We start from the raw sequence: 16,925 nt of genomic DNA on the forward strand, positions 1-16,925 counted from the left end.
GCGATAAGCCATGTCCGTCATTCAGCCGGACGATGTCAGCAGTAAATCAGTTTTTGCGGCCATGATAAAGTCGTTCAGGTGCAGGCCGTTAATTTTGTGTGTTGTCCAGGCAACCGTGACATGCCCCCATTCAATCAGCAGGGACGGATGATGATCCTGCTGTTCCGCCAGCACGGCAATGTGTTCGGCAAACTCAAAGGCGTTACGGAAATCCCGAAAGTGAAATTCGCGCTGGATGTGATCTATGCCTTCTCGCTGCACTTTCTTCCAGCGGGGAATGGCTGCCAGCATATTCGCGATGTCGTCAGATGACAGGGGGCGGCTGCTGAGCAGGCAAACCTGACATTGCTGTTCGCTCAAGGGAATGTTCATTGTGCGGCCTCACAGGAAGGCTTCAAGAACGCTGTTGAGAAACTGGTAGCCTTTGTCCGTGGTGCGGATGCTGGCGCCATCAACGGCCAGAAGCTGTTGTTGTTGCAGGGATTCTACCTGCTTTGACAACACAGCAAAAGGCAGCCCGGTACGTTGCTCAAACTGCTCCCGGCTGAATCCGTCACGCAGACGCAGCGCATTAAGCAGGAATTCCAGTGGCAATTGCTCGCTTTCTACTGGAGCTGCGTCTGCCAGGTACGGATAGCGGTTAGCCAGGTTGGTTTGCGCCTGCGTCAGGCTGTGTCGTGCGGCCTGGAGATAATGCGCGGGCTGACGACGTTTGCGCAGGCGCAGAATGCGTTGTCGGTGCGGTTGAGTCAGCTTGGCGTGAGCGCCGGCGCCGATGCCCAGATAGTCCCCGAACTGCCAGTAGTTCACGTTGTGCCGGGAAGCCTCGCCGGCTCTTGCAAAGGCAGAAACCTCGTAGCGCTGAAAACCGCGGTCAGCCAGCAGCGCCAGGCCGGCATCCTGCATATCTATCAGAGCATCTTCCTCCGGCTGCTGAGGCGGATTTTTATAAAACGCCGTATTGGGCTCCACCGTCAGCTGGTACCAGGATATATGCTCGGGCTGAAAGGCAATGGCCTGCTGCAGATCGTCAAGCGCCTGTGCAGAGCTCTGCTGTTCCAGTGCATACATCAGGTCGACATTCAGTCTGCTGAAACCGGCCTTGCGCGCAAATTCTATGGCGCGGCGGGCGTCATCCGGATCATGTATCCGGCCCAGCTTTTTTAACTGATCGGCCGAGAATGACTGCACACCCAGAGACAGTCTGTTTATGCCCAGAGCCCGGTAGTCAGCGAATTTGTTGCGCTCAGCTGTACCCGGATTGGCTTCCAGCGTAATCTCTATATCGTGACTGAAGCTGAGGTGTTTCTGCAGCCCTTCAAATAATTGTTCGTAAGCTTTGGCAGATAAAAGGCTCGGCGTTCCGCCGCCAATAAAAATACTGATAATCTCCCTGCCCTGCACATACTTAAGATCATGCTTGAGATCATCAAGTAAAGCCGCAACATATTCTTGCTCTGGCAAGCTCGCGTCTGCGACGGCGCCTGAACTGAATTCGTGCGAGTTGAAGTCACAGTAGGGGCATTTGCGAACGCACCAGGGCACATGGATGTACAGGCTCAGCGGTGGCAGGGTCAGCATTAGCCGGTCAACTGCTGTACGAGCATGCGAAGAGCCTGGCCACGATGACTGAGTTCATTTTTCTGGGCCGGCAGTAACTGTGCTGAACTGCACTGGGTCTGTTCCACATAAAACAGAGGGTCGTAGCCGAAGCCGCCCTCGCCATGTGCGGCCGTTAATATCCGACCCTGCCACTGACCGTGACAGACAATCGGCACCGGATCGTCTGCATGGCGGATATAAACCAGCACGCAATGAAATGCAGCGCTGCGCTCTGCTTCAGTGACGTCCTGCAGGGCATGCAGCAGCTTGTGATTATTGGCCGCATCGCGAGTCTGGCGAGTCATGTTGGCCCATGCCGGCCCGACATCGGCGGCGGCATAACGCGCAGAATATATACCTGGTGCACCGCCCAGCGCATCAACAGCCAGACCGGAGTCGTCAGCCAGCGCGGCCAGTCCGGAGATGGCGCTGGCATGCCGGGCCTTCAGTATGGCATTTTCAATAAATGTGAGACCTGTTTCGTCAGCGTCACTGATGCCCAGCTCAGTCTGCGGGATCAGCTCGGCGCCCAGTGGTTCCAGCAGCTGTTGAAGTTCCTGTAGCTTCCCCTGATTGCCGCTGGCCAAAACGATGCGCTGGCCTTTCAGGTGCAGGCTCATGCTGACTGCTCCCTGCTGGCAGAGTTGGACAAAGAGTCTGAACTGGCGTCACTAGCCGGTCTGCTGAAATGATATATGGCAATTTCACTTAGCAGATTCGGGAAAGTCCTGATGATCATGCTGTCACGATGTTTGATGTCGACAACGGTTCGCGTGATCACGTTAATATCGCGTGAGCGGCAGAATTCATCAAAATCCTTGACCGTACAAAAGTGGATATTGGGTGTGTCATACCACTCGTACGGCATGAAATCGGATACCGGCATGCGGCCCTTGAATGCCAGATAGGCGCGACTTTTCCAGTTGCCGAAATTTGGAAAAGTGACAATACAGTTCTTGCCAATACGCAGCATTTCCTCAACCAGTTTGTCCGGGTAGTGAACTGCCTGCAGCGTCTGGGTCAGCAATACGGTTTCAAAACTTTGAGATTCAAAGTTGGTTAATCCCTTATTCAGATCTTGCTGTATGACGTTTACGCCTTTATCCAGACAGGCGTTGATTTTGGTTTCATCAATTTCCAAGCCTGTACCCTGGATAGATTTATGCTCGCGCAGATAGGCCAGCAGGCTGCCATCACCGCAGCCCAGGTCGAGCACACGGCTGCCGGGTTCAATCCATTTCTGAATAATATCAAGATCAGGCCGCATGTCCGGATACCTCACGCTTGACTCTGTCCAGATAGGTCGTCAGTGCCTGCATATAACGTGGCACTGGCAACAAAAAAGCGTCATGGCCCTGGTCGGCCTCGATATCCAGATAACTGACCTGTTTGCCGGCTTTAAGCAGAGCGGTGACAATCTCCTGAGTCCGCTCCGGTGGAAAACGCCAGTCGGTGGTAAAAGACACCAGCAGGAACTTGCAGTTGCTGTTGGCAAACGCCTTGCTCAGATCACCGTCGTAATCAACGCTGGGATCAAAATAATCCAGTGCCTTGGTCATCAGCAGATAGGTGTTGGCGTCAAATGTCTCAGAAAAACGCTCACCCTGATAGTGCAGATAGCTTTCTACCTGAAAGTCGACGTCGAAGCCAAAACTCAGCTTGCCGGCGCGCAGGTCGCGGCCCAGGTTCATGGAGGCCTGCTTTAACTGTTCAGATGCCTTGCCGAATTTGTCGCGCATGGCGCTGTCGGATAGATAGGTGATATGCCCGACCATGCGTGCCAGCATGACCCCTTTCTTAGGTAAGGTGCCATGTTCTCGATAACGACCGGCATAGAACTCAGGATCCGCTGTAATGGATTGGCGGGCCACTTCGTTAAAAGCAATATTCTGCGCAGAGAGTTTGGGAGCCACCGCCATCATGATGGCGTGACGGACTCGTTCCGGGTAGCTGATAGACCAGCGCATCACCTGCATGCCACCCAGACTGCCGCCAATCACCGCCGCCCACTGCTCTATACCAAGGCGATCCGCCAGTCGTGCCTGGCTGTTGACCCAATCACGCACCGTTACTACCGGAAAGTCCGGGCCATACCAGGTGTTGGTGTCAGGATTGATGGATGCTGGTCCGGTGCTGCCCGCGCAGCCGCCCAGATTGTTCAGGCAGACTACAAAGAAGTGATTGGTATCGATGGGTTTACCCGGACCAATAGCCACGTCCCACCAACCGGGCTTTCTGTCTTCCATGCTGTGATAGCCGGCGGCGTGGTGGTCACCGCTAAGCGCATGGCAGATCAGTATGGCGTTGCTGCGCTGCGCGTTCAGCGTGCCATAGGTTTCCACCATCAGGTCGTATGAATTGAGCACTTTTCCGCTGCGCAAGGTCAGCGGCTCGTCAAAATGATGGAGCTGCGGGGTCACCAGACCAACGGAATTTTCCGGCAGAGTGTCGGGCATGTCTTACATGCCCAGCACAAAAGCAGGGTTGGCGCCGACCGGCAACACCAGTGTGATTCTGATGATCTGAATGGCCAGGAAAACAAAAATGGGCGACAGATCCAGTCCGCCCATGGCTGGCAGTATGCGCCGGAAGGGTGCCATGACTGGCTCAGTGAGCTGGCGCACCAGCACCAGTGCCGGATGACCGCTGAACGGCGCGATAAAACTGGCGATGATGGAAATCAGCATGCCCCAGAAATAGATGTTCAGGATAAAGTTCAGTATGCCCGCCAGACCCCAGGTGAGGATCAGCCCAAAGTTGGGGAAACTGTAGCCGGACATAAAAATCAATGCGTACATGGCCGCGCACTGGAACAGGATGGCGTAGACCAGCGACGACAGGTCAATGCCGCGAATGCCCGGGATAAACCGGCGAAACAGGAGTACGCCGGGATCTGTAAAGCGGACAATCATCTGCGTGATGGGGTTGTAAAAATCGGCCCGGGACAGCTGCAGTAAAAATCGCAGCAGAATGGCCATGAGATAGATTGTACCCAGGGTGCTGACCAGCAGAGTGCCAATACTGCCAACTGTATTCATGGTGTTTAGTCTCTTTAGTTTGCCAGTTCTGCGGCGCGCTTTTGCGCGGCCTGCATGGCCGTTGCCACTGTGGTTTCAAATCCGTCCCGCGCCATGGAGAGCAAGGCTTGTTCGGTCGTGCCACCGGGTGATGTGACCCGGCGCCGCAGCTCATCTGGCGCGACATCACTGGTACTGGCCAGTTTGCCGGCGCCCAGTGCGGTCTGTATGGCCAGCTGTCGGGCAACATTTGGCTCCAGACCCATTTGCACGGCTGCCTTCTCCATGGCTTCCATCATCAGGAAGAAGTAGGCCGGGCCGCTGCCGGACAGCGCGGTCACGGTATCAATATCAGATTCCGCCTGCAACCAGCAGGCAATGCCAACGGCTCCCATGATATCGCCCGCCAGCTGTTTCTGGATGTCACTGCACTGTGCATTGGCATACAGGCCGGTGGCGCCTTCGCCAACCAGAGAGGGCGTATTGGGCATGCAACGCACAATAGCGCGCTCAACACCCAGCCATTTTTGCAGAGAGCAAACCGGGATGCCGGCGGCGATCGAGATGATAAGACAGTCTGATTTGCCGATCAGCGGCTGCAATTGTTCGCAAACAGCCGCCATTACCTGAGGTTTGACGGCCAGTACAATGACATCAGCCTGCGCTGCCACCGACGCACTGTCACCTGTGTTAATGCCGCAATCGGACTGCAGCTCAGCCAGCTTGTCGCTGTCTATATCGGTGGCGGCGATATGTGAAGGCGGCACGTTTTTGTTGATCAGGCCGCGGATCAGGCTGTTGGCCATATTGCCGGCACCGATAAAACTGATTTGGCTGTTTTTCAAAGCATTCTCTCTCGCTGCGTTTTTTCAGGCCGCTATTCTAACATACCGATCAGCTATTGAATTCCTTGCTGAAAATAGTCCAGAAGCTCAGAAACAGCGCGGCAATCAACGGACCGATCACAAAGCCGTTGATGCCCAGCAGACTGATACCGCCCAATGTCGAAAACAACACCATGTAATCCGGCAGTTTGGTGTCACGACCCACCAGAATCGGGCGTAATACGTTGTCGGCCAGGCCGATGATGACGGCGCCATAGGCCACCAGTATGGAGGCTTTTATCCAGTCGCCGGTGGCATACATATAAATCGCTACGGGAATCCAGACCAGAGAGGCGCCCACGGCCGGCACCAGTGACAGGAAGGCCATGATCACAGCCCACAGCAGCGGTGCCTGCAGGTCCAGCAGCCAGAAGATCAGGCCCCCCAGCGCACCCTGCACGATGGCGACCACCAGGTTGCCTTTAACGGTGGCGCGCGATACTTCAGCAAACTTGGTAAACAGCACATGGCGGCGCTCTTCATCCATTGGCACCGCATTGCGCATCCAGTTGACCAGGCTCTCGCCATCGCGCAGCAGGAAAAAGGTCAGGTACAGCATCAGCGCCAGATTCAGGGTAAAGCTGACGGTGTTGCGTCCCACGTTCAGGGCTTCCTGTGAAATCATGCGGCTCAGACTGATGGCGGAGTCAGACAGATAGCTGCGCAGATTACTGGTATCTATGCCCAGACGCTGCAGCAGGTCCGGCAGAAAAGGCACCGCGTTACCCACCCGTTCGATAAAAGCCGAGGGGCTGATTTCGCGATTTTCGATTGACTGGTAGAGCTGGACGCCCTCGTTGATGAAACCAAACACGATTGCAATGGCAGGGATTACCACCACAATCAGTCCCAGCAACAGGGTTAGCAATGCCGCCAGCGATTGCCGGCCATTGAATTTTTCAACCAGCCGACGCTGCACCGGGTTGAACAGCAGGCTCATGACACAGGCCCAGAAAATGGCGCTCCAGAAAGGTAGCAGGATTAACAGAAAGGCCAGGGTGATGGCACCCAGCACGATCAGAAAACCGCGTTTTTCCATGGTTTCACGCATGCGCGTTTCCTCAGATAATCAGCTTTGGTGACGACGTATCATGCGCCACAATTCAACCACCCTTGGCGGCTGGCCGGTGCGCAGTATGCCTTGCCGGAAAACCCGGCCAGACAGCCACATGACGGCCACCACCGCCAGCAGCAGAACAACTGTGGTGCCTATGACATCGATCATGGGGGGCTGCGCTGCGGCCCGATTCATCATGGTAAAGGGTGTAAACAGTGGAATCCATGACATTACCCGGGCCAGCGTGCCATTGGGATCCTGCGCGATAAAACTCATGGTCAGCACGGGTACGACCAGAATCATCATCAGTGGCATCATCAGGCTCTGGGCTTCTTTGAGTGTGTTGCAAAGACTGCCGATGGCCAGAAAGATGCCAGCATAAAGGGCATAACAGCACAGGTAATAAAACACAAAAAACGGGATGAGGTCGGAGCTGAGCAGCACATCCAGAATGTCAGCGATGACCGCTGTTTCGACGGTCTGATAAAGCTGCAGGAAAACAAAAAACGAGGTAATCCACGCCAGGATGGTGGTGATGCCGGTGGCGCCGATGCCCAGCAACTTGCCCATCATCATTTCGCCGGGCGTGACCGACGCCAGCAGCACCTCAATGATGCGGTTGGACTTTTCCTCGATGGTATTGCTGAGCAGGTATTGTACGCTCTGCATCAATGAGATGAAGATCAGATAGACAAAACCCATGGGAGCCCACTGGCGGAAGGTGTCAGCCAGGCTCACCTCTTCCTCGCCTTCGGCCTTGCCGGGATCCAGGCGGCTCAGTGGCAGGCGGGTACGTTGAACATCTCGAACAGCTTCAATATCGATGCCGCGATCAGCATATTCCTGCTGGCGAATGGCGTTGTTAAGGCTGGTCTGAATCGCGTTGGATAATCGGGTGTCAGTAAGATTGCCCGCCCAGTACTGCACGCCACGCGGACCAGCGCCTTCTATCATCAGTCGTTGCAAAGTGTCAGGGCGCACAATATCCTGATTGACCTCATGAGGAATCAGGATTAACGCAAACAGGCTGACCCGGTCACCATCATGATCGAGGCGTAACTCACCATTCAGATACGGTCTGAGTGCCTCAACAATCTGGCCAGCGGGACTGTCGGGATTCATGCCTGCGGGCGGGTTGACCTGAATAAACTGTTGTCGCGGTTCAGTAAATCCGGGGGCATCCGCGCGAAGGTACGGACGCGCCATCTGCAGCGCAAAGTCCAGTCCCCCATTGCTGAGCCATTCATCCAGCGCGGCGACTTCGTCATTGCCAAAATCATCAATCAATTGATTAAGCTGATTGCTGGGTGCCTGGGGCGCGGGAGTATCTGCGGTGGCAATGCGGTTCTCCTGCAAATAGCGCATGAAATCCTGCATGACGCGGCGCTGGTGCTCGCGCCGGATGGCCGAGTTGACCGCGTCCGCATAGCTGCCGGTCTGGTCGATCAGCAGGTAGTAGCGAGTCGGAGTGGCAGTGGCCAGGCGGCTGGAAATGAAGAAAATCAAAAAAAAGACAATCGGCACCAACAGGACGCCAATCCAGAAGCCTTTGGTTTTGACATTCTCCAGGTACTCGCGCCAGGCGATCAGTAAGGTGACTCTCATCGGAAATTATGCTCCCGTGCTTCCTTGCCGACCAGGTGCACAAACACATCATGCAAGCTGGCCTGTGTGAAATCAAAACGGTTCAGCGACACCTTGTTTTCAAAGCAGTGTTTGAGAATATTCTGCGGGTCTGCCTGCTCACGGACATACAGCTCCCACTGACGGATGCCCTGCGCCTGATCCTCTGGCGCGGCTGGTGTTTCCTGCATGGACAGGACATCCTCAAGTTGCAGCAGCTTGCTCAGATCATCGCGTGTTTCCAGAACAACCCGGCGCGGAATAATGGCATGGGCCTGATCCACCGTCCCGTCAAAAACCTTGCGGCCCTGAGTGATCAGCAACAGGCGTTCGCACAGGCGTTCTGCATGCTGCATGATATGTGTGGAGAAAATGACGGTCTGACCATTAGCCGCCAGGTCGCGAATCAACTGTTCAAGGACTTCCTGATTCACCGGATCCAGGCCGGAGAACGGCTCGTCCAGAATGACCAGCTCCGGGTCGTGAGCAATGGAGGCCAGTACCTGCACTTTCTGCCCCATGCCCTTGGACAGTGATTCAACGGCGTTGTTGGCAAAATCTTTTAACCCATAGCGCTCCAGCAGCTCGAAGGCCTTGTGTTTGGCAGTGCGCCGGTCCAGGCCCTTGAGTGTGGCGAAATAACTGATAATGGCCCAGACCTTCATCTTCTTGTAGAGGCCTTTTTCTTCCGGCAGATACCCGATGCGGTGCCGCACATCCATGGCCGATGAATGACCCAGTACTTCGATCTGTCCGGAGTCCGGGCGGATAATGTCCAGTATCATACGAATGGTGGTGGTTTTGCCAGCCCCATTGGGACCCAGAAAACCATACACGGCACCCTGCGGGATGCTCAGATTGATTTCATTGACGGCGGTGAAGTCGCCATAGCGCTTTGACACATTGGTCAGCGTCAGAACCGGTGTACTCATACGAGGAGTTTAGCACAGCGTTTGTGGCAAATTACCAACAAAAAAGCCGCAACCCTTGCAGGTTGCGGCTTCGGTTTAGGCCTCTGGCCGAGAATCAGGCCATCAGTTGTTCGTTAATGGCTTCTGCCACCAAACGACCTTCGTCAATCGCCCGCACCACCAGCGACTGGCCGCGGCGACAGTCACCGGCCGCAAACACTTTGGGATTGCTGGTGCGGAACTGTCGGTACTCAGCCTTGTAGTTGGAGCGTGGATCCAGCTCCAGCTTAAGTGGCTCACTGACATAGTGTTCTGGCCCCAGAAAACCCATGGACAGCAGAATCAGATCGGCTTCCCAGAACTTGGTGGTACCCGGCACTTCCTTGAAGTTGGAGTCCACTTCAACGGTGTTGATGCCAAGCAGTTTGCCGTTTTCATCGCGGACAAATTCCTTACCGCTGATGGAATACACGCGGGGGTCGCTGCCATCACGGTGCGCTGCCTCTTCGTGCCCGTAGTCTACCCGATAAATCTTTGGCCACAGAGGCCAGGGGTTGTCAGCCGGGCGCTCCAGAGATGGCTTGGGCATGATCTCAAAGTTGACCAGCGATTTGCAGCCATGACGCAGCGAGGTGGCGATACAGTCAGTACCGGTATCTCCGCCACCAATTACGATGACGTTTTTGCCTTTGGCGCTGATGTAATTGCCATCTTTCAATTCAGAATCCAGCAGGCTCTTGGTATTGGCCGTCAGGAATTCCATGGCAAAGTGCACACCGTCACCTTCACGGCCCGGAATCTTCAGATCACGGGGTGTTGTTGCGCCAGTGGCGAGCAGCAGGATATCGACTTTGCCCAGCAGTTCGCTGACATCCAGGCCAGTAGCACCTTTGCCGCCAACATCCACACCCGTCACAAATTTGATGCCTTCTTCTTCCAGCAGCTTGACTCGACGGTCAACAACGTCCTTTTCCAGCTTCATGTTCGGAATGCCGTACATCAGCAGGCCGCCAATACGGTCCGCGCGCTCGTAGACGGTCACTTCATGGCCATGCTGGTTAAGCTGCGCGGCTGCAGCCAGACCAGCCGGGCCGGAACCGACCACGGCCACCTTTTTGCCAGTGCGGAATTTGGGAGGATTGGCCCGTACCCAGCCATTTTCGAAACCTTTGTCGATGATAGCGTTTTCGATGTTTTTGATGGTGACGGGCGGGTTGTTGATGCCCAGTACGCATGATCCTTCGCAGGGCGCCGGGCACACACGACCGGTAAACTCCGGAAAGTTATTGGTCTTGTGCAGCCGATCCAGCGCGTCGCGCCACTGACCCTTGTAGATCAGATCGTTCCACTCAGGAATCAGGTTGTACACCGGGCAGCCGTTGTCTGACTGACAAAAGGGTACGCCGCAGTCCATGCAGCGGGCACCCTGTGTCTGAAGATGTTCTTCAGCCGGGTCGGTGTAAATTTCTTTATAGTCCAGCAATCGCTCTGCCGGTGCACGGTAGGGCACCGTGGCGCGCTCGAATTCTTTAAAACCTGTTGGTTTACCCATGTTAAAACCTATTATTCTGCAATTTTGTACGTATCAGACAGCCACTGCCTGGGCTTTTGCTTTGGCTGCCATTTCGGCCAGCACCCGCTTATAGTCCGTTGGCATCACTTTCACAAACTGTGCGAGTGAAGCGTCCCAGTTGTCCAGTATCTGCTGTGCCACCGTCGAGCCGGTGTAGTGCAGATGGTTGCTGATCAACGTTTTCAGTTCTTCAATGTCCGCTGCGTCGGCGACGGGCTCCAGTTCAAAGGACTCCATGTTGCACTGCTTTTCGAAGTCTTTGTCTTTGTCCCAGACATAAGCGATACCGCCGCTCATGCCGGCGCCGAAGTTACGGCCGGTTTTGCCCAGGATGACGACCCGGCCACCGGTCATGTATTCACAGCCGTGATCGCCGATGCCTTCTACTACGGCGCTGGCGCCGGAGTTACGGACAGCAAATCGTTCAGCCACGATACCGCGGAAGTAAGCTTCACCGCCGGTCGCACCGTAGAGATTGACGTTGCCGGCTATGATGTTGTCTTCAGCCTTGAAGGTGCTGTTTTTTGGCGGATAGACCACCACTTTACCGCCCGACAGACCCTTGCCGACAAAGTCGTTGGCGTCGCCTTCCACGGTAATGGTGATGCCTCTGGCCAGGAATGCACCCAGGCTCTGACCGGCCGAGCCGTTCAGTTTGATGTTGATGGTGTCATCGGGCAGCATCTGCTCACCAAACTTTTTAGCCACTTCATTGGACAGCATGGTGCCAACCACCCGGTTGATATTGATTACCGGCAGTTCGATGTTGACCTTCTCGCCTTTTTCCAGAGTGGGTGCGGCCAGCGCAATGAGCTGATTGTCCAGGGCCTTGTCCAGGCCGTGATCCTGAGCCATGGAGCAGTAAGTGCCCGTATTCGCGAAAACCGCTTTGGCCGGGGTCAGGATATTGGTCAGATCCAGGCCTTTGGTTTTCCAGTGGTTGATGGCGATGTTGCTCTCCAGCAAGTCAACCCGGCCGACCATTTCATTCATGGTGCGTATACCCAGGCTGGCCATGATTTCGCGCAGCTCTTCAGCCACCATAAACAGGTAGTTGACGACGTGCTCTGGCTGACCCTTGAACTTCTTGCGCAGTTCCGGATCCTGGGTGGCAATGCCGACCGGACAGGTATTCAGATGGCATTTGCGCATCATGATGCAACCCAGGGTGATCAGCGGTGCCGTTGCAAAACCGAATTCTTCGGCACCCAGCAATGCGGCGATGGCCACATCGCGGCCGGTTTTAAGCTGGCCGTCAGTCTGCAACACAACGCGTGAGCGCAGGTTGTTCATGACCAGGGTCTGATGCGTTTCCGCCAGACCCAGCTCCCACGGCAGACCCGCGTGTTTGATAGAGGTCAGCGGGGATGCACCGGTGCCGCCATCGTGGCCAGCAATGACCAGGTGATCGGTTTTGGCCTTGGTGACACCGGCTGCAATCGTACCGACACCGATCTCAGACACCAGCTTCACACTGATGCGTGCGGCGCGGTTGGCATTCTTGAGGTCGTGGATCAGCTGCGCCATATCCTCGATGGAATAAATATCGTGGTGTGGCGGCGGTGAAATCAGGCCGACACCCGGCGTTGAGTGACGGATGCGGGCAATCTGTTCGTCCACTTTGCCGCCCGGCAGCTCACCGCCTTCACCGGGCTTGGCGCCCTGAGAGATCTTGATCTGTAGCTCGTCGGCGTTAGTCAGATACCAGATGGTCACGCCAAAGCGGCCGGACGCGACCTGCTTGATGGCGGAGCGCTTGGAGTCGCCATTGGGCAGCGGCTGGAAGCGGATGGGATCCTCGCCACCTTCACCGGTGTTGGATTTGCCGCCCAGGCGGTTCATGGCAACGGCCAGTGCTTCATGGCTTTCCTGCGAAATGGAGCCAAAACTCATGGCACCGGTCGCAAAGCGCTTAACAATCTCTTTAGCCGGTTCCACTTCATCCAGCGGGATGGCCTGCTGGTTGTCGCGGAACTTCAACAGGCCGCGCAGGGTGCAGGCACGCGTGGTCTGCTCGTTAGTGTACTTGGCGAAGGCCTTGTAGGCGTCCGGGCTGTTGGTGCGCGCCGCATTCTGCAGATTGAAGATGGCGGTCGGGTCCCACATGTGGCTGTCGCCATTGTTTCGCCAGTGGAAATCGCCCGGGTTGTTGAGCACCGGGATACGGTTTTCATCGTTGGCCGGGAAGCCGATGCGGTGACGACGTTCGGTTTCTTCAACCAGCGTTGCAAAGTTGACACCCTGCACTCGGCTGGCTGTGCCCACGAAGCAGCGATTGACCACTTCTTCGGCCAGACCCACAGCTTCGAAGATCTGCGCGCCGCGGTAGGACTGCAGGGTAGAGATGCCCATTTTGGCCATGACTTTGAGCATGCCCTTGGCAACGGCTTTTTTGTAGGCGTAAACCACGTCGCTTTCGTTCGGATAGTCTTTGCCAAGCAAGCCATCCAGTTGTGCCTGCCAGATTGCCTCGAAGGCCAGGTAAGGGTTGATGGCGTCAGCGCCGTAACCCACCAGCAGACAGTGATGGTGAACTTCGCGGGCCTCGCCGGTTTCCACGATCAGGCCAATCTTGGTGCGCTCGTGCGTGCGGATCAGGTGGTGATGTACGGCACCGGTCGCCACCAGGGCGCTGATGGCAATGCGGTTCTTGTCGATTTTACGATCCGACAGGATAACAAAAGCAAAACCTTCGGCGATGGCCCGTGAGGCTTCTTTGCAGATGCGCTCCAGAGCGTTCAGGTAGCCATTTTCAGCATGGGCATCATAGGTGATATCAATCACCTTGCTGCGCAGGCCGTTGTGATCCATACCGCGGATGGTCTGCAGTTGCTTGTTGGACAGGATCGGGTGCTTCAGGCTAAGCCGGTGGGCATGCTGTTCAGTGGTTTCCAGCAAGTTGCCTTCCGGCCCGATAAAACATTCCAGCGACATGACCACTTCTTCACGGATGGAGTCGATGGCTGGGTTGGTCACCTGGGCAAACAACTGCTTGAAGTAGTCGTAGATCATGCGTGGCTTGTCAGACAGACAGGCCAGCGCCGAGTCGTTACCCATGGAGCCCAGTGGATCACGGGCTTCGGTGATCATTGGCAGCAGCATGAACTGCATGGTCTCGGTGGTATAACCGAAGGCCTGCATGCGCTGCAACACATCTTCAGAGTCCAGCGAGTGGGCCTCGTTGCCGTCCGCCAGCATTTCCAGGGTAATGCGCTGATTTTGCAGCCATTCGCCGTAGGGACGCTTGGCTGCAATGCTGTGCTTGAGTTCTTCGTCTGGTATCAGGCGGCCCTGTTCGAAGTCCAGCAGGAACATGCGGCCGGGCTGCAGTCTGCCCTTGAGCTTGACGTTGGCCGGATCAACCTGCACGACACCCACTTCAGAGGCCATGATGACTTTGTCGTCATGGGTGACGTAATAACGGCTGGGGCGCAGGCCGTTGCGGTCCAATACCGCACCAATATAGTGCCCGTCCGAGAATACAATGGATGCCGGGCCATCCCAGGGCTCCATCAGAGCGCTGTGGAACTCGTAGAAGTCTTTTTTGTCCTGAGACATATTGACGTCAGACTGCCAGGCTTCCGGAATCATCATCATGACCGCTTCCTGCAGGGAGCGGCCGGACAGCAGCATGAATTCCAGCACCGAATCAAAGGAGCCGGAATCCGAGCAGTCGGAGTCGATAATGGGGAACAGGTCTTTCAGTTTGTCGCCAAACAGATCCGTTTCAAGCGTGCCTTCGCGCGCTACCATCCAGTTCACGTTGCCGCGCAGGGTGTTGATTTCCCCGTTATGGCTCATGAAGCGGTTGGGCTGGGCACGGTCCCATGACGGGAAAGTATTGGTGCTGAAACGTGAGTGCACCATGGCCATATGAGTTTCACAGGCCGGATTGGTCAGATCCTGATAAAAGGGGAAGAGCTGGCCGGGTGTCAGCATCCCTTTATAAACAATGACCTTGGTGGACAGGCTGCAGGCATAAACCATTTTGGCCTGAGTCAGCGAGCTGTCACCGCGCAGCTTGTGGGTAAAGCGCTTGCGGATGATATACAGCTTACGCTCGAAGGCTTCCTGGTCCAGGCCATCAGCAGCGCCAATAAACAGTTGCTCAATTTTTGGCTGCGCGGCCCGGGCTGCCGGGCCTACGTCGGCACCTTCGGCATCCACCGGCACATCCCGCCATCCGATCAGCACCTGACCTTCTTCTGCAATGATCTGGTTGATCGCATCTCTGCAGTATTCGCGTTCTTTGGTGTTCTGGGGGAGGAAAATGTTGCCTGTTGCGTAGTGTCCGTGGGCCGGGAGAGTGGTGTCTAACTCCTTTTTTGCGATGTCTGCAAAAAAGGAGTGAGGTAGCGCCATCAGGATGCCGGCCCCATCGCCTGTATTGGCCTCAAAGCCACAGCCGCCGCGGTGATCCATGCGTGAGTTCAGGTGGTAGGCGTCCAGCATGATCTGGTGACTGGGACGACCCTTGATGTCTGCAACAAAGCCGACGCCGCATGCGTCTTTCTCGTTGGCCGGGTCGTAAAGTCCGGTCTTGTCCGGAAAGCCAATCTGGCTGGGGAATTGGGCTTGATCAGTCATAACTCGCAAAGTCTCTTTAATTCGTTATTTGTGTATCCCGCTCGGCCACCGTTTATCGCTCCCGTGATGTCAGGCACAGCTTTATGAGTAGCACCACTGACTGGAAGATGCGTGAATTAGAAGTTATTGATTTGACACGGTTCGGTGATTCTGCCTGCACCCCTGGACTGCATATCCGGGATCTTCCGGATGGTCCCAAAACGCTTTGCGCTATTTTGTGGGGGCTGGACACAATACCATCGAAACAGAATATGTCAAGTTTCCCTGGTCATGGTGGTCGACAGCCAGGTTACGCACTGGCACAGATCTCAGCTTGATAAAACGGGTGAGCTGGATTACTCTTCGCCTTCTAGCGCCTCTGTTTTCCGGCAAACTGATAGTCGTTAAACTGATCGTCATGATGGTGTCAGGAAAGCACCTGTAAAAAATAAGCAAAAGCTAACAGCTGAGGGGATATCACGTGGAAATCGTTCGTTATAAACGCGATGTATGGGGTGATGAGGTTATTCTGGGGGTGGCCTGGGACCTTTTATGGGTGGTGGCAGTTGCCATCCTGATATTGCTGGCAGGGCATGCCATTGTTATGGCTGCACTGGCCAAAAAGCGCGCCAAGCCATCGGCAGACGGACCCAAGGTCAATCGTCATGATGCCATCGATCGGGCATTCCACTGGATCATGGCGGCCTCAGTTCTGGTTCTGATCGCGACAGGTGTGATGCCAATTATCGGTATCAAGTTTGCCTGGCTGAATATTCACTGGATTGCCGGCCTGGTGCTGACCTTCGTCGTCGCCTTCCATATTGTTCGAGCCACCTTCTGGCAGGATTTCAAGTCCATGCTGTTGACGCCAGCCGATTTTGCCGAGCCTTTTGATGAAAACCGCAAACCCGGCAAGTATTCCTTTGAGCAGAAAGGCATGCACTGGGCCATGACTATTCTGGTGCTGTTGGTCATCGTCACTGGGGTTATCCTGTTCACGCACATCAATACTCCATTCTGGGAGCGCCAGTCGGTCAGTGATGAAGCGCAACTGGGTCTGATGTTCCTGTTGCACGGGCTGGCAACATTGGCCCTGATTGCATTTACCGCTATCCATATTTATTTTGCTGTCCGGCCCGAGAAGCAGTTTTACACTCGCTCCATGGTTAAAGGCTGGATTTCCGAAGACGAAATGAATGCGTATCACGACAAGAACAAATGGAAGGTGAAAGATTGAGTGCAGTAAAAGATCTGGAAAAGGATATCGAAGTCGTCGAATCCGGTTATGAGTTCCTGCTTGCTTATGCTGCGCAGGGGCGTCCACCGCACGATGAAAACAACTATCCGCCACCGCATGCGCGACCAACCCTGCAGAATATGCTGGATTCCATGCAGAATGTGGCTGGCGCGCTGGCAGGTAGTGAGGACGACTATGAGCAGGTCATTGCCGATGATATCCGCAAGGCCAGCGCTGCACTGAAGTTTGTGCTGGCGCAGCCGCGCATGAGCTCGGAACTGGTCGACAATCTGAACGCCTCTATTCATTTGCGTTCGGTATTGACGGATTTCTTCCTCTACAGCGAGGTGTTCCGACCGTCGGCAGAAGCACCGTCGCTGGCCGTGAATGCGGCGGCTCCCAAGCCTGCACAGTAAGTCATTGTTGTACAAGAAAGGCTGTAAGCGGCCGGGTTG

The 16,925-nt window shown here is 55.4% G+C and carries 15 protein-coding genes; 3 read left to right on the top strand and 12 right to left on the bottom strand.

Features of this window, described 5'->3' with window-relative positions; genetic code table 11:
• Positions 1-21 precede the first annotated feature (21 nt).
• From PS2015_RS00755 to gltB, 12 genes are all read right to left on the bottom strand, one after another.
• Complete coding sequence (locus tag PS2015_RS00755; protein WP_058020372.1) at positions 22-372, bottom strand: 4a-hydroxytetrahydrobiopterin dehydratase; 351 nt, start codon at positions 370-372, stop codon at positions 22-24.
• Positions 373-381: 9 nt separating this feature from the next.
• Complete coding sequence (hemW, locus tag PS2015_RS00760; RefSeq protein WP_058020373.1) at positions 382-1,581, bottom strand: radical SAM family heme chaperone HemW; 1,200 nt, start codon at positions 1,579-1,581, stop codon at positions 382-384.
• On the bottom strand, positions 1,581-2,222 hold the full coding sequence (gene rdgB / locus PS2015_RS00765; protein WP_058020374.1) for an RdgB/HAM1 family non-canonical purine NTP pyrophosphatase: 642 nt from the start codon (positions 2,220-2,222) through the stop codon (positions 1,581-1,583). Before rdgB ends, hemW begins: the two co-directional genes overlap by 1 nt.
• Complete coding sequence (gene metW / locus PS2015_RS00770; protein WP_058020375.1) at positions 2,219-2,869, bottom strand: methionine biosynthesis protein MetW; 651 nt, start codon at positions 2,867-2,869, stop codon at positions 2,219-2,221. The genes rdgB and metW overlap by 4 nt, the downstream gene beginning before the upstream one ends.
• Positions 2,859-4,058 carry a homoserine O-succinyltransferase MetX gene (gene metX / locus PS2015_RS00775; protein WP_058020376.1) on the bottom strand — a complete coding sequence of 400 codons (1,200 nt, stop codon included), beginning with the start codon at positions 4,056-4,058 and terminating at the stop codon, positions 2,859-2,861. Before metX ends, metW begins: the two co-directional genes overlap by 11 nt.
• Before the next feature lie 3 nt (positions 4,059-4,061).
• On the bottom strand, positions 4,062-4,640 hold the full coding sequence (locus PS2015_RS00780; RefSeq protein WP_058020377.1) for a YggT family protein: 579 nt from the start codon (positions 4,638-4,640) through the stop codon (positions 4,062-4,064).
• 14 nt (positions 4,641-4,654) lie between these two features.
• Complete coding sequence (gene proC / locus PS2015_RS00785) at positions 4,655-5,464, bottom strand: pyrroline-5-carboxylate reductase (protein ID WP_082627882.1); 810 nt, start codon at positions 5,462-5,464, stop codon at positions 4,655-4,657.
• A gap of 49 nt (positions 5,465-5,513) precedes the next feature.
• Positions 5,514-6,554: an AI-2E family transporter gene (locus PS2015_RS00790; protein ID WP_058020378.1), complete on the bottom strand. Its 1,041-nt coding sequence runs from the start codon at positions 6,552-6,554 to the stop codon at positions 5,514-5,516.
• Between the two features lie 18 nt (positions 6,555-6,572).
• Complete coding sequence (locus PS2015_RS00795; protein WP_058020379.1) at positions 6,573-8,165, bottom strand: ABC transporter permease; 1,593 nt, start codon at positions 8,163-8,165, stop codon at positions 6,573-6,575.
• A complete protein-coding gene (locus PS2015_RS00800) occupies positions 8,162-9,115 on the bottom strand; it encodes an ABC transporter ATP-binding protein (RefSeq protein ID WP_058020380.1) in 954 nt (317 codons plus the stop codon). The genes PS2015_RS00795 and PS2015_RS00800 overlap by 4 nt, the downstream gene beginning before the upstream one ends.
• Positions 9,116-9,209: 94 nt before the next feature.
• A complete protein-coding gene (locus PS2015_RS00805) occupies positions 9,210-10,646 on the bottom strand; it encodes a glutamate synthase subunit beta (RefSeq protein ID WP_058020381.1) in 1,437 nt (478 codons plus the stop codon).
• Positions 10,647-10,679: 33 nt separating this feature from the next.
• Positions 10,680-15,254: a glutamate synthase large subunit gene (gene gltB / locus PS2015_RS00810; protein WP_058020382.1), complete on the bottom strand. Its 4,575-nt coding sequence runs from the start codon at positions 15,252-15,254 to the stop codon at positions 10,680-10,682.
• Positions 15,255-15,337: 83 nt separating this feature from the next.
• Here gltB and PS2015_RS00815 point away from each other — a divergent pair, with 83 nt between their 5' ends.
• From PS2015_RS00815 to PS2015_RS00825, 3 genes are all read left to right on the top strand, one after another.
• The gene (locus PS2015_RS00815; RefSeq protein ID WP_058020383.1) at positions 15,338-15,571 is read left to right on the top strand and encodes a hypothetical protein; all 234 of its coding nucleotides are present in this window, start codon (positions 15,338-15,340) and stop codon (positions 15,569-15,571) included.
• A gap of 143 nt (positions 15,572-15,714) precedes the next feature.
• Positions 15,715-16,470, top strand: a complete 756-nt coding sequence (locus tag PS2015_RS00820; RefSeq protein WP_058020384.1) for a cytochrome b/b6 domain-containing protein — start codon at positions 15,715-15,717, stop codon at positions 16,468-16,470.
• Complete coding sequence (locus tag PS2015_RS00825) at positions 16,467-16,886, top strand: hypothetical protein (RefSeq protein ID WP_156412613.1); 420 nt, start codon at positions 16,467-16,469, stop codon at positions 16,884-16,886. Before PS2015_RS00820 ends, PS2015_RS00825 begins: the two co-directional genes overlap by 4 nt.
• The last annotated feature ends 39 nt before the right edge of the window (positions 16,887-16,925 follow it).

The organism is Pseudohongiella spirulinae, assembly GCF_001444425.1.
In the GTDB taxonomy this organism is placed as follows: Bacteria; Pseudomonadota; Gammaproteobacteria; order Pseudomonadales; family Pseudohongiellaceae; genus Pseudohongiella; species Pseudohongiella spirulinae.

Bases quoted from the DNA above. Each gene is read 5' to 3' on its own strand.
- PS2015_RS00755 (WP_058020372.1), bottom strand. From the start codon at position 372: ATGAACATTCCCTTGAGCGAACAGCAATGTCAGGTTTGCCTGCTCAGC.
- hemW (WP_058020373.1), bottom strand. From the start codon at position 1,581: ATGCTGACCCTGCCACCGCTGAGCCTGTACATCCATGTGCCCTGGTGC.
- rdgB (WP_058020374.1), bottom strand. From the start codon at position 2,222: ATGAGCCTGCACCTGAAAGGCCAGCGCATCGTTTTGGCCAGCGGCAAT.
- metW (WP_058020375.1), bottom strand. From the start codon at position 2,869: ATGCGGCCTGATCTTGATATTATTCAGAAATGGATTGAACCCGGCAGC.
- metX (WP_058020376.1), bottom strand. From the start codon at position 4,058: ATGCCCGACACTCTGCCGGAAAATTCCGTTGGTCTGGTGACCCCGCAG.
- PS2015_RS00780 (WP_058020377.1), bottom strand. From the start codon at position 4,640: ATGAATACAGTTGGCAGTATTGGCACTCTGCTGGTCAGCACCCTGGGT.
- PS2015_RS00790 (WP_058020378.1), bottom strand. From the start codon at position 6,554: ATGCGTGAAACCATGGAAAAACGCGGTTTTCTGATCGTGCTGGGTGCC.
- PS2015_RS00795 (WP_058020379.1), bottom strand. From the start codon at position 8,165: ATGAGAGTCACCTTACTGATCGCCTGGCGCGAGTACCTGGAGAATGTC.
- PS2015_RS00800 (WP_058020380.1), bottom strand. From the start codon at position 9,115: ATGAGTACACCGGTTCTGACGCTGACCAATGTGTCAAAGCGCTATGGC.
- PS2015_RS00805 (WP_058020381.1), bottom strand. From the start codon at position 10,646: ATGGGTAAACCAACAGGTTTTAAAGAATTCGAGCGCGCCACGGTGCCC.
- gltB (WP_058020382.1), bottom strand. From the start codon at position 15,254: ATGACTGATCAAGCCCAATTCCCCAGCCAGATTGGCTTTCCGGACAAG.
- PS2015_RS00815 (WP_058020383.1), top strand. From the start codon at position 15,338: ATGAGTAGCACCACTGACTGGAAGATGCGTGAATTAGAAGTTATTGAT.